This is a genomic window from Listeria farberi, assembly GCF_014229295.1.
Lineage (GTDB): Bacteria > Bacillota > Bacilli > Lactobacillales > Listeriaceae > Listeria > Listeria farberi.
The window spans coordinates 178,670-192,201 of record NZ_JAARZL010000004.1 but is presented as its reverse complement, the minus strand read 5'-3'; the positions used below and the strand labels follow the sequence as shown (position 1 = coordinate 192,201).

General features: G+C 36.6%; 10 protein-coding genes. 1 reads left to right on the top strand and 9 read right to left on the bottom strand.

Features of this window, described 5'->3' with window-relative positions; genetic code table 11:
- Nucleotides 1-25: 25 nt before the first annotated feature.
- The 9 genes from glmM to HCB38_RS11900 form a co-directional block, all read right to left on the bottom strand.
- A complete protein-coding gene (gene glmM, locus HCB38_RS11940) occupies nucleotides 26-1,378 on the bottom strand; it encodes a phosphoglucosamine mutase (RefSeq protein ID WP_003763407.1) in 1,353 nt (450 codons plus the stop codon).
- A 254-nt stretch (nucleotides 1,379-1,632) separates the two neighbouring features.
- Entirely contained in the window at nucleotides 1,633-2,991 is a 1,359-nt protein-coding gene (locus HCB38_RS11935) for a CdaR family protein (RefSeq protein WP_185638662.1), read from the bottom strand.
- Nucleotides 2,991-3,812, bottom strand: a complete 822-nt coding sequence (gene dacA, locus HCB38_RS11930; protein WP_003722380.1) for a diadenylate cyclase — start codon at nucleotides 3,810-3,812, stop codon at nucleotides 2,991-2,993. The genes HCB38_RS11935 and dacA overlap by 1 nt, the downstream gene beginning before the upstream one ends.
- Before the next feature lie 174 nt (nucleotides 3,813-3,986).
- A complete protein-coding gene (gene mdxK, locus HCB38_RS11925) occupies nucleotides 3,987-6,248 on the bottom strand; it encodes a maltose phosphorylase MdxK (RefSeq protein WP_185638642.1) in 2,262 nt (753 codons plus the stop codon).
- Nucleotides 6,249-6,263: 15 nt separating this feature from the next.
- Complete coding sequence (locus tag HCB38_RS11920) at nucleotides 6,264-7,097, bottom strand: DUF1189 domain-containing protein (RefSeq protein ID WP_185319453.1); 834 nt, start codon at nucleotides 7,095-7,097, stop codon at nucleotides 6,264-6,266.
- 27 nt (nucleotides 7,098-7,124) lie between these two features.
- Nucleotides 7,125-7,976 (bottom strand): sugar ABC transporter permease, encoded by an 852-nt coding sequence (locus HCB38_RS11915; protein WP_003722383.1) that lies wholly within the window; start codon nucleotides 7,974-7,976, stop codon nucleotides 7,125-7,127.
- Nucleotides 7,977-9,284, bottom strand: coding sequence for a sugar ABC transporter permease (locus HCB38_RS11910; protein WP_185618211.1), 1,308 nt, complete (start codon nucleotides 9,282-9,284; stop codon nucleotides 7,977-7,979).
- Between the two features lie 86 nt (nucleotides 9,285-9,370).
- Entirely contained in the window at nucleotides 9,371-10,630 is a 1,260-nt protein-coding gene (locus HCB38_RS11905) for an extracellular solute-binding protein (RefSeq protein ID WP_185319291.1), read from the bottom strand.
- 212 nt (nucleotides 10,631-10,842) lie between these two features.
- Nucleotides 10,843-12,618, bottom strand: coding sequence for a glycoside hydrolase family 13 protein (locus HCB38_RS11900; protein WP_185319292.1), 1,776 nt, complete (start codon nucleotides 12,616-12,618; stop codon nucleotides 10,843-10,845).
- Between the two features lie 252 nt (nucleotides 12,619-12,870).
- Between HCB38_RS11900 and HCB38_RS11895 the strand changes: the two genes are divergently transcribed.
- Nucleotides 12,871-13,506, top strand: coding sequence for a CPBP family intramembrane glutamic endopeptidase (locus HCB38_RS11895; RefSeq protein WP_185638641.1), 636 nt, complete (start codon nucleotides 12,871-12,873; stop codon nucleotides 13,504-13,506).
- Nucleotides 13,507-13,532: the final 26 nt, after the last annotated feature.

Here is a 13,532-nt window from a genome sequence, read left to right as displayed (position 1 = left end):
TCATCAGGATTTTTTGTTTGTAGCTTTAATCGTTAAGTGCCATTTCTGAACGAACAACCGCTGAAATACGTTCACAATATTCGTCTGTTGCTTCTTTTGTGGCAGCTTCCACCATTACTCTTACTAATGGTTCTGTACCAGATGGACGAACAAGAACACGACCATTACCAGCCATTTCAGCTTCTACTTCACTAATTACTTTACTTACTTTTGGATTATCTGTTACATGATTCTTATCACTTACACGGATATTTTCCAGTTTTTGTGGGAATGTTTTCATTTCTGAAGCAAGTTCAGATAATTTTTTCCCAGTTGCTTTCATAACGTTAATTAGTTGAATTCCAGAAAGCAGGCCATCACCAGTAGTATTATGATCTAGGAAAATAATATGACCAGATTGTTCTCCGCCAAGGTTATAGTTACCTTCTCGCATTGCTTCTACTACATAACGGTCACCAACAGCTGTTTGAACATCTTCAATTTCAAGTTCTCTTAAGCCTTTATAAAAACCTAAGTTACTCATTACTGTGGAAACAATCGTATTACTATTTAATAGACCTTGTTCGCGCAAGTATTTCGCGCAAATAAACATAATTTTATCTCCATCGACAATTTGACCGATTTCATCAATTGCAATCACGCGGTCGCCGTCGCCATCAAAAGCTAAACCTACATCTGCTTTTTTATCTAAAACAAATGCAGCTAACGCCTCCGGATGTGTAGATCCAACGCCATCATTAATATTTAAGCCATTTGGAGAAGCGCCCATTGAGCTAATGTCAGCATCTAAATCAGCAAATAAATGTGTTGCTAAGCCAGAAGTTGCTCCATTTGCACAGTCCAAAGCAATATGATAACCATTGAAGTCATTCTCGATTGTTTGTTTTAAGTATTGAATATATTTTTGTTTACCTTCAAAGTAATCGCTAACTGTTCCTAGACCTTCACCACTTGGACGAGGTAGTGTATCCTCTGCTGTATCAAGTAATTGTTCAATTTCTTCTTCTTGATCATCAGAAAGTTTAAAACCGTCCGAACCGAAAAACTTAATTCCATTATCATCTACTGGATTATGGCTTGCAGAAATCATGACGCTGGCAGAAGCTCCTTGCGCTTTAGTTAAATAAGCGACGCCAGGAGTTGATATAACACCTAAACGCATAACTTCAATTCCTACAGAAACAAGTCCTGCGATTAAAGCGGATTCAAGCATTTCTCCAGATATACGTGTATCACGAGCAACAAGCACACGCGGATGTTCACCCACGTGACGAGTTAAAACATACCCACCCATTCGACCTAATCTGAATGCAAGTTCTGGTGTTAATTCTGAGTTTGCAACCCCTCTAACTCCATCCGTACCAAAATATTTACCCATTTTATTACTCTCCTTCTAAGTCATTCATTATCTAAATGATTTTTGTTTGTCTTTTAAATTTTGCTCTTTTCAAATGTTGGTTCTATTTTTGTTAAGCCTTAACCATACATTTGTTATTATACCTTTTTTAAGAAAAAATTTCATCTCTCTATAATAAAACGTTGGCATTAGTCAGTTTTCAAACAATTCTATGTAGATAAAACCTTTGTAAAAAAGCAGGAGTATGGGACACGCTGATCCCACACTCCTTAAGTTTATGTGTTTTTGGAAGGTGCTGTATTTTGTGCTTCTTTTTCTGTAATAATGAAATCAGCTTTTTTAGGATTAATAACATACGCTACGTTATCTGGTAAACCGTTTAATTCTAGCGGGATACTATAATTGCCAGCTTTACTCTTACTAAGGTTAGCAATAACACTTAAATCTTTTGCAGTTATATCTTCTAATACTTTTTTCTCTCCAGTGATAGTTACAGAAACTTTACCATTTGCTGGTGTTATCATTTGGGCATCAAAAGTATTTTTCAGACCACTCATATATACTTGCATACTAGAAAAAGACTTAGATGTTTTAGAATCATCTGCTTCAGAATCATCCGTTGTATCGTTATTATTTGTTTCTGTGTTTTGATTATTATCTGAGGTGGTCGACCCATTACTTGTTTCAGACTTTTTTATGGTTTTTATTTTAACCTCAATGGTCGTAGGTTGTACTGATTTTGCGCCTGTTGGAATTGGCACAGTAATTTCTTTGACAGTATCTGCTTTTATTTTAGTAACATCAATCGGAATTTCAATTTCCTTAATTTTATCAAGGACCGCATCATCACCTACCACCACTACTTCTGATTTATCTGGTGTCATGCTAGAAATCTCTATATCACTTTCTGGCGAGCCTTCTTGTTTAATTTTTACTGGTACTGATTTTCCGACTTTTTCCACTGGTACAGTTACTTCTACCTCTTGCGGACTAACCTCTACATCAAGCTTATTCAAGTTACTATCAAAAACGGATACCGTCGCTTTATCGGTAAATTCCGATTTATGCTTACCATTACTTTCAAGTGTCGCTTTAACGTAAGCAATTTGTTCGATTGTGTCTTTTGCACCTGTAATGGAAACTTTTTTAGGATCAATTATCGGCGTTCCCGCTTGATAACCATCTGCAATAACAGATTTACTTAACTCTACATCTACAGAGAATTTTTTTGTTACTTTTTCTTGAACATTTACGTTAACAGTTGCCGGATTAACTTTAACTTTAAGCCGGTCCGATACATCTTTTACTTGGAGTTTAATTTCTTGCGTTCCAATGGATGCATTTTTTAAATCTGCGTATACGGTGAAATCTTGTTGTGCTTTTGCAGATTGGACAATACTTCTAGGACCAGAAAGCGTTACTGTAACTGTTTCTGGAACACCTGAAATATAAAGGTTCGTTTTGTCGTAATATACTTTTACTGGAACATTCTCAATAACCTCCGTATCGCTGGATGATGTTGTTGAGAAAGTAGTGGCATTATTATTGTTTGCATTAACAGACGTAAAAAGGATGGCTGCGAGTAATAAGGCTATAATCCGAATCGACCATTTATTATTCAAAATTCGATCCATCATTCGCTTTTGCCTCCTTTCCATTTAGAAAAGATAGAAGGTTTCTTTGCAGTTACTGTGACTAGTTCTTTAAGAAGAATTTTATGTAACTCTTCTTCTGACACATCACGGAAAAGTTCTCCACCTTTAGTTAGGGAAATTCCGCCTGTCTCTTCAGAAACTACAATCGTAATACTATCTGTCACTTCACTAATTCCAAGTGCAGCCCGGTGACGCGTTCCAAGTTCTTTGGATAGGAACGGGCTATCTGAAAGTGGCAAGTAACTTGCTGCTGATGCAATTTCGTTTCCTTTGATAATAACTGCACCATCATGAAGTGGTGTGTTTGGAATAAAAATATTAATTAATAATTGAGAAGAAATTTTTGCATTAAGTGGAATTCCTGTTTCAATATAATCATCCATCCCAGTATCTCGTGCTACTGAAATTAGCGCACCAATACGACGTTTCGCCATATATTGAGTGGATTTTTCAATTGATTCAATCAAATGGTGTTGCTCTCGCTCGATTCTAGAACCGTATCGCGTAAAAATATTGCCTCGACCAAGTGTCTCTAAAGCACGGCGCAATTCCGGTTGGAAGATAATTATAATTGCAAGAAATCCCCAAGTAAGCATCTGATCCGTAATCCATTCTACTGTTTGGAGACCAAAAAATCCGCTTAATAGTTTAACTGCAATGATAATAAAAATACCTTTTAATAATTGTACTGCTTTCGTACCTCGGATTAACATGATCACTTTATAAATTACAAACCATACGACAAGAATATCTACAATATTTGCTAGATAATGCAATATCGACATATTGGAAAAATCCATCACTTCACCTCCGTGCCTCTTGAAAACCATTTATGATCACATGGTTCACTTTCTTTATTATAGCATAAGAGTGCAGGCGGAAAAAGCAATCGTCCCGCCAAAAATCGGAAAGATTTGTTAAAGAAAAAACTTGCCAAAAACGAATCTTATCGTTTCTAGCAAGTTCTACTACTCTTATATTTCTACTGTTACCGCTGTTTCTAGCAAATAATTTTTCTTATACATTTCTAAATTAATAGCTTCTCCGTGGCATAATTTTATAGTTACTTGTCCAACTTCTACTTTTACTTCCAACAAACGATCACGGAAATTAATTTTGAAACGGTAATTTTTCCAGCCATTTGGCACGAATGGAGCAAAACTTAACTGACCAGATGTTACTCGCATGCCTGCAAAGCCTTGTACGATTGATAACCAACTTCCTGCCATTGAAGTAATGTGCAGTCCGTCTTCTGTATCATTATTAATGTTATCAAGATCTAGTCTTGCTGTACGTTTGTATAGTTCTACTGCTTTATCATATTTACCGAGCTCTGCCGCTAACACCGCATGCACAGCTGGCGATAAACTAGATTCATGTACCGTTAGTGGCTCATAGAATTCGAAGTTGCGTTGTTTCGTATCAAAATCAAAGTCATCATAGAATAAATATAAACCTTGAAGTACATCGGCTTGTTTAATGAAGCAAGAACGTAAAATTTTATCCCATGACCAATTTTGGTTAATCGGCATATCTTCTGGTTTTAATGTGTCAGTGGAACGCAATTCTTTATCTAAAAAGGTATCATGTTGCACAAAAATCTGCCATTTTTCATCAAAAGGATAATACATACGATGCTCAATGTCTTCCCATTTTGCTATTTCGTACTCGGTGACACCTAAACGTTTTTTCGCTTCTGAATCTAAGTTCTCTAACGTATAACGAATCGTCCAAGCAGCGATATAGTTAGTATACCAGTTATTGCTAACGTTATTATCATATTCGTTTGGTCCTGTTACACCGTGAATCATGTATTTATCTAAACGGTCAGATAAATGCACGCGATCAGCCCAGAAACGAGTGATTTCGGTTAATACTTCGATTCCATCTGTTTTTAAATATGAATCATCACCAGTGTAGTTTGTGTAGTTATAAATCGCATAAGCAATCGCGCCATTGCGATGAATTTCTTCAAACGTGATTTCCCATTCATTATGGCACTCGACTCCGGTAAAAGTTACCATCGGATAGAGGGCTCCATCTAAGCCAATTTTCTTTGCATTGATTTTAGCACCATCTAATTGATTGTGGCGGTATTTAAGCAAGTTATGGCTCACAGATTTGTCAGTCAGCGATAAATACATCGGTAAGGCGAATGCTTCGGTATCCCAGTATGTTGCGCCGCCATATTTTTCACCAGTAAATCCTTTAGGACCAATGTTTAGTCTTGCGTCCTCCCCGTAATAAGTCGCAAACAATTGGAATATGTTAAAGCGAATCCCTTGTTGTGCGGAATTATCTCCAGAAATTTCAACATCCGCTTTATCCCATCGTTCACGCCAACCTGAAACATGCTCAGCTAATAGTTCTTCATAAGTTTTTGCTTCTAAACTTTGTAAGATTTCTTCTCCTGCTGGAAGAATTTCCGCTTCCTCATAATCGCGAGATGTTGTAATGACAACCCGTTTTTCTATTTGAGCCACTTCATCTTCTTGTAGGTCAAATTGAAAATAATTTTCGGTATAAAGAGCTTTTGTTTGATTCGTTTCGTTTGCCGCATTGGTCTTATTTTCCATCACTGCAGAAACAGTAAATCGTGGAGTTCCAAAGTTGTTTGGAATGGTTTTTGTGACAAGCGAACCGCGACTTGCCGATGAAGTTTTTTTAACTTCTTGCCAGAACATTTCTTCATAGTTAGCATCTTCATTTTGCACATTGCCATCTAAAAAGGACGTTAATTCCACTTTTGCAGGACTTGACGCTTCCACTTGATAGCGAATAACCGCAAGTTCTTTTGTCGCAACACTTAAGAATCGTTCTGCTGTAATCTGAAAGTTTTTGTTATTTTTAACTACCGTGAATTGTCGTCTCAAAACACCTTTTTCCATATCTAATTCAAGTTCAAAATCGCTTACCTCATCTACAAATAAATCGAGTTTTTCACCGTCAAGATGTACTTCAATCCCGATAAAATTAAGGCCGTTAATGACTTTACCGAAATAATCTGGGTAGCCATTTTTCCACCAACCAACTCTTGTTTTATCTGGAAACCACACGCCTGCATAATAAGTTCCAATATGGCCGTCGCCGGAGTATCCTTCTTCAAAATTCCCGCGCATCCCCATGTATCCATTACCGAGTGAAGTTAGGCTTTCTTGCAAACGTTTATTTTCTTTATCTAGTTTGGTTGTCCGTAATGTCCATGGTTCGATTTCAAATAATTGCTTCTGTGCCATACTAAAACCTCCTAATTAGCGACTAGCAGCCATGCTTTTTTCACTAGTCTTATAAAATCTTGTTTTTAAAAATGTCCATGCTATCATCAACACCATTCCAAGTGACTGAACAGCCATAATAATCGTAATATCGAAGTAAATAAAACCGATAATACAAGCCGCAATCACCGGAATTCCCAGTGCATTTAGCGTTAAATTTACTGATTCTTTAAAAGATGCAATGCTTGAAAAACTGCTCCGTTTTGTCATCCAAATGAAAAGTGAGGTAAATGTTGTTAACATAAGTGAACTAACAAAAATAATTGAGCCAATCATCAGCACCATCGATAAGAAAACAAAGGCTTGATTTTCTAAATACCACTGCGCAGAAACCCAATCTACTAGCGATTCACCAGAAGTGATTTCACTTAATGTGGCATCTTTTGGATAGCTCACTTCAAATGTATAACCACTTGCATCTGTAAGCGTCATTTCTCGGTTTTTGAAGTTAATGATATTTTTAGCTCCGGCAAGTTCTGCCTGTGTTAAATTTACACCAGCCACGCCATTAGTCGATTTTTCGACAATATGTGCATTTTTGTCAGTTAATTCTCCGTTTTCGAGTGAAAGATTACTAAGTTCTGTTGCAAATTGATCTGTACCAAGCGTCGCCATTTTTGGCATTAAACTAGGTAAATCAAAACTCGATTGATTGGCAAAGTGCGCCGAAACAGGAAGCAATAGAAGCGCATTTAAGAAAATAAATACGATAACCATTTGCCAGAATTTCAGTATTTTCCGACCTTCGAAAATTGCCGTTGGTCCAAGCGTACTTTTTACATATTGAATGATAAACGGAACTTTTTTCATTGGTATCACAGCCTTTTTAAAAATCAATTATCCTTTTGTTCCACCAGCAGTTAAGCCAGAAACAAAATTCTTTTGTAAGAAGAAGAACAGTAAACAAATTGGTAGCGCGGCTAATATTGCTCCTGCTGCAAATAAAGCTACTTTTTGTTGTTGTGGGTTGGCAATGAACGTTTGAAGTCCTACCGCAATCGTCAAGTTTTCTGGAGTTCTTAGTAAGAATTTAGCAAGTAAGAAATCTCCAAATGGTCCCATAAATGCCCATAGAGCTTGAACGGCAATCATTGGTCTTACAAGTGGCAAAATGATTTGGGCAAAAATCCGGAAATGTCCTGCCCCATCAAGTTTGGCCGATTCATCTAAATCACGCGGCACGGTATCAAAGTATCCTTTCATTAGCCAAGTGTTCATTGGAATCCCGCCGCCAATATAAATCAATGTCAAGAACCAATATTGATCAAGTGCGCCTAGTAACATTGCTAACACGTAGAAAGCTGTTAGGGCCGCCATTGTTGGCACCATTTGAATAATAAGGAAGAAAATCAAGCTATTTTTACGTCCTTTAAAACGGTAACGGCTATATGTATAACCTGCAAGCGTCACAATTGTTACTTGCATAATCATCGTTACAACCGCGATAATCAGTGTGTTTTTGTACCAATCAAGATACAATGTTTCATTAAACAATCTCGTGAAGTTATTAAGTGTCCAACTATCCGACCACTCAAGCGTAAATGCTGCGATATTCCCTGGTTTAAAGGCAGAAGATGCTGTTATTAGAATTGGATACAAAATAATAATCGTTAGCACGGTTAAAAATAAATACGTGAAAAACTGTGTTAAGAACTTTGTTGTCCGCTGATCTTTCATAAAGTCTCTCATTTACATCATCTCCTCGTTCCCAAAGGCATTCGTTTTCTTAAAGGCAATCATCGAAACTGTAATTACGATAATAGAGATAAGAAGTGTCACAGCAGCGGCTACAGCATATTGCGGCGAAGTACCAGTTGTTAGTTTATAAATCCATGAAATTAAGATATCGGTTGATCCTGCGCCTGCTCCGACACTTCCGGGACCACCTTCATTGAATAAGTAGATTATCGAAAAGTTATTGAAGTTAAATGTATATTGCGTAATAAATACAGGTGCTGTTACAAATAAAATCATCGGTAACGTAATTTTACGGAAACGTTGAATTGCACTTGCCCCATCAATTCTAGCCGCTTCGTATAGTTCACCAGGGATTGCTTGAAGCACCCCAGTAACCATAACGTAAATATATGGAAAACCAAGCCAACCTTGAATACTAATCAGTGCTACTTTTGTCCAGAAAGGATCTGTTTTCCAAGCAATCGCATTGATATCAACAAATGGCAAATGGTTTAGGAGCGGAATGACTTGCGAGTTGATTGCCCCAATACTATCATTAAACATATTTGAAAAACTCATGATTGTAATAAAAGCTGGAACCGCCCACGGAAGTAAGAAAACTACCCCAAAAAGACGTTTCCCTTTAATAAAGTTTTGATTTGCAACAATCGCTGTGAATACGCCAACGACAATTTGTAAAGAAGTCGCACAGATTGTCCAAATGAGTGTCCACGAGAATACACTTAGGAAGGTGTCACGGTACGAACTTAGGAAGAAAATATTAAAGAAGTTCTTAAATCCAACCCAGTCAATTAAGTTCGCTGGCGGAATATGGTAAAAATCGTAGTTGGTAAATGCCATGAAAAGCGTTACAAGAACTGGGAAAATAATAACAAAAGTCATCACTAGGTAAGCGGGTAGTGTAAGTAAATACGGGAAACCTTTGTCGAGCATATTTTTTATAATAGCAATTGCGGAACGGTTAACAGTTTCACCAAGGTTCCACTGCATAGCCACGCGTCTTGCATCGAAAATATTTATAAACCAAAAGCCTATAAATAGTAATGTCACAATTAATTGTAAAGTACCTTCAATCATTAAAAATAAGGAATGATCTACACCTGGTACAGATCCAAGTGTTACAAGGCCAATCAGTGCATTCAGCCCAACTGCAAAAAATTCTATGATAAACAAAGCAAATAGTGCGAAAAAGACAATCCCTTTAAAATTTTGCTTATTATAAAATTGACCAAGTCCCGGAATGATTGATAACAAAGTCGCTTGACGAACATTTTTAATTTGTTTCTGTTCTAGTTTCATTTTGTTACCCTCAATTCTAGATATAGATTCACTAGCTAAGTTGAAAAATTGGCGGGGCGCGCTACCTTTGCCCCGCCAACTCCTAATTATTTAGTATATTTTTGTGTTACGTTATCTTCAATTACTTTTACTGCATCGTCAGCTGATTGTTGCGGTGTTTTCGAACCAGAAGCTGCGTCAAACATTAAGTTTTCAGCGCCTGTCCAAACTTCTGACATTTCAGGAATATTTGGCATTGGCTGTGCATTTTTGTATTGTTCGATAACAGCATTTGTTAATTCGTCATTTTTCGATTTCGCTGTATCACGTGCTTTTAAGTTAGCTGGTACTTCATTTGTCATATCATATAAAGTTTCTTGATTTTTTTGGTTAGTAACATAATCCAACCATTTTTGAGCTACATCTTTGTTTTTAGAATAGTTACTTACAACCCAACCTTTACCGCCTGCAAATGGAGAGTATTCTTTACCATTATTAAGCGTTGGGATTTTTGCTACGCCGTAATTAATTTTTGCTTCTTTATAGTTTGCTGCTGACCATGGGCCACCTAGAATTGCTGCTGCTTTACCTTTAACAAATTGATCTTGGATAAAGTCATCTGCACTCTTATTGTCTTGCATACCTTTTGGCCATACATCTTGGAACCATTTTGTTGCGTAAGTAATTCCTTCAACCGAACCTTTATTGTTTAAACCGATGTCTTTTGGATTTGTACCTTCATCGCCGAATACATAACCGCCATACCCTGCAAGTAGTCCATATGAGAAGTAGAAATCAGTCCATTTTGCTAAGAAACCAGTATTTTTTCCTTTTTCAGAAGTGAAGGCAAAACGAGAATCTGTTGAAAGTGTTTCTAAATCTTTAAATGTTGCTGGAGCTTTGTCGAGTAAATCTTTATTATAGTAAAGTACTAGAGTTTCAATAATTGCTGGAGCACCATAAATTTTATCGTCAATGGTTACTTGTTTTTGGTCTTTTTCATCGTAATCGTCTTTATTACCAAGTTTTACTTCAGCTAAATGTCCTTGTTGACCTAAACTTCCAATTCTATCAAATGCGGACATCATTACGTCTGGAGCAGTTCCAGCAGGACCGTCAAGTGGAAGAGCTTCTAATGTTTCGAACATGTCTTTTTCGACTACTTTTACTTTCACGTCATTGTCTTTTTCAAAATCACCTTTTATTTTGTTCACGTAGTCTTTGTAGCCTGCATCAACGGAAACGGTTAATGTTTTTTCATCAGATGAGCCAGATTTACTCGTGTCTTTGCCGCCACCACATGCTGCTAAGCTTAAAGCCATTACTAAAACCGCCGAAACTATTCCCACTTTTTTGAAACGCTTCATTTACTTTTCCTCCTCTTTATGAAAAAAGCCGCTCTATAATGTCTGATTTCAAAGTCCCCATCTTTTTTCAATTCTTTTTTAAGTTTGTGAATTAGGTTAACCTATGCATTTATTATATGCTGATTCCGAAAGCGTTTACAAGGAGATTTCACATGTTACCGATAACAACATTTTTTCGGTAAACATGTGAAAAATTCCTTTACGCCATTGATTTAGCTGTTTTCTTTAATAACAAGAAATCCTTTTGCTGGGATGACAAGATTTTCTGTTACAGCTCGGTTGTTCCAAATATCAGTCGCTGTATTTTCAAATGAAATTGTGAAATCTTTATCTTCTTTTGCTTGATTGAAAAGGAAATACAGTTTTTCACCATTTAATTCTTTAGAAAATGCTGTAATGCCTGTTTCGCTACTTGCACCTAGCCAAGTTAATTCGCCGGATGTGATAATTGCTTGGTTATCTTTTCTTAGCGCGATTAATTTTTTCGTAAATGCTAGCATATATTGATTTTGTTTTGCTTCATTCCATTCCATACACTTACGGCAACCTGGGTCATTTCCACCGTCCATACCGATTTCTGTTCCGTAATAAATACACGGCGAACCAGTGTGTGCGAACATGAAGGCAAGCGCTTGTTTTACTTTGTCCTCATCATTATTAGCACGGGTTAAAATACGCGCTGTATCATGGCTATCAAGCATGTTAAACATCACTTCATTCACTTGATTTGGATAGCGCATATATTGTTCATTAATACCTGAAACCATTTGTTCAGGAGTAATTTTTTCTTCAATAAAGTTTTCGATAATCGTTTGAGTAAACGGATAGTTCATTACTGCATGGAATTCATCTCCAAGTAACCAAATCCAAGAGTCATGCCAAATTTCACCAAGAATATAAATATCTTCTTTTTCCGCTTGGACTGCTTTTTTGAATTCCTTCCAAAAAGCATGATCGACTTCATTAGCAACGTCTAAGCGCCAACCATCAATATCAAATTCGCGAATCCAGTAAGTGGCAATGTCTAGTAGATACTTCTGAACTTCTGGGTTAGCTGTATTTAATTTTGGCATGTGCGTTGTGAAAGCAAATGTATCATAAGAAAGTGTTGCTTCTCCTTCGATATTGCCATTTTCATTTTGACGAACTGGGAAACTGTGAATGTGGAACCAATCGCGATATGCTGATTTTTCTTCGTTTAAAACAACATCTTGCCACTGTGCGGAAGTGTCTCCGATGTGATTGAACACCGCATCTAACATTATGCGAATACCACGTTTATGCGCTTCTTGAACTAACTTTCTAAAAGTTTCTTTGTCTCCGAAATGCGGATCAATTTTTTTGTAATCAACTGTATCGTATTTATGGTTGGTTGGTGCTTCAAAAACAGGCGTCAAATAAACCCCATTAATACCAAGCTCTACTAAATAATCTAAGTGTTCGATTATCCCTTCGATATCTCCACCAAAAAAGTCTGTTGTATTCGGGTCTTTACTTCCCCACGGCAAGGCATTTTCAGGAGAAATTGCCGGGTTTCCATTTGCAAAACGTTCTGGGAAAATTTGATACCAAATAGTTTTACCTACCCATTCAGGCGCTTCAAACGTGTCAACAGCATGTATAAATGGAAATTTAAAATAATAATCCATCGTTTCTAAGTTCGCTTCTGTCGGCTCAAAAAAACCTCGTCCACCGTAAAAGACTGTTTCTCCTTCTGTATCAGTTAATAAAAACCCATATTGAAGACGTCTATGTTCTGGTGTGATTGCAAAAAACCAATAATCATGCTCTTCTGTTTCTGCGATTTTGCGCATCGTATAAGATTCACTTTGCCATTTTCCATCTTTCCATAAGTAAGGGTCCGCAGCAATTAAAGTAACCTTGCTAATATCCAAACGTTTCGTTCTAATCCGAATATGTAATGTTTTAGCGTCATAACTATAAGCATAGCTACTCGCCGGTTGATGATAAATCCCTGCTTTTTCCATTTTTTCTCCTCCTATATCACCTTTCGTTCTATTTCAAATTAGCATTTCCATTAAAGCGTTTGCAACCTTTTCTCGCTCGTTAACGGTAACAAGTTTTTTTGGCTATTTAACATTCTTTCAATATATAGAAAAAACAATTACTTCTCCTCTTTTAAAGTGACAAATTAGTAACTTTACTGATTTAAAGTAAAGAGCTATAATAACTCATGGACTAATAAAATCTTTTGAAAAAAGGTCTAAAAGGAGGATAAAATGGAAAATACTTTAAGCTTAAAGAAACAAGGGTATTGGTTATTTTCCAGCGCAATCATTATTGGTGTTCTTTTTCTTCTTTTGCCGCACATCATTTCCAATATTGGAGTGTTAGAATTCATAGGTGCTTTCTTTAATGCCCTATGTATGGGAGTTATTGCTTTTATCATTCTAAAAGCAGAATTTCTTGATTGGTTTAAACATTTTAGTTTCAAATGGATAATTATCGGTGCTCCTGCATTAATTATTATCAGCGCTTTTTTCAATTATGCGTGGGCTTATTTCGCAGGTAGTACAACGGAAAATGGTATCAACAGTGTTCTTACATGGTCTTATGTCTTTACAAGTATTCCATTTATGCTACTCGGTGAAGAATTACTATCCTTAAGCTTGTTATACGCCGCTTGGAAAAAATGGAACTGGAAATTTTGGCAAGCTTCACTATTATGTTCTTTACTTTTTGCAACTTGGCATTTGACATCTTATGATTTTAACTTTCTACAATGTATCATTACTTTAGCTCCTGCCAGGCTCATTTTGAACTACTTGTTTAAAAAAACCAACTCCATTTGGGTTACTTTTATCGTGCATTTCATTTTTGATTTTGTTGCATTTTTACCTATTTTACTCAAATAAAAAAAACGCTAGGAAAAAGATTCCTA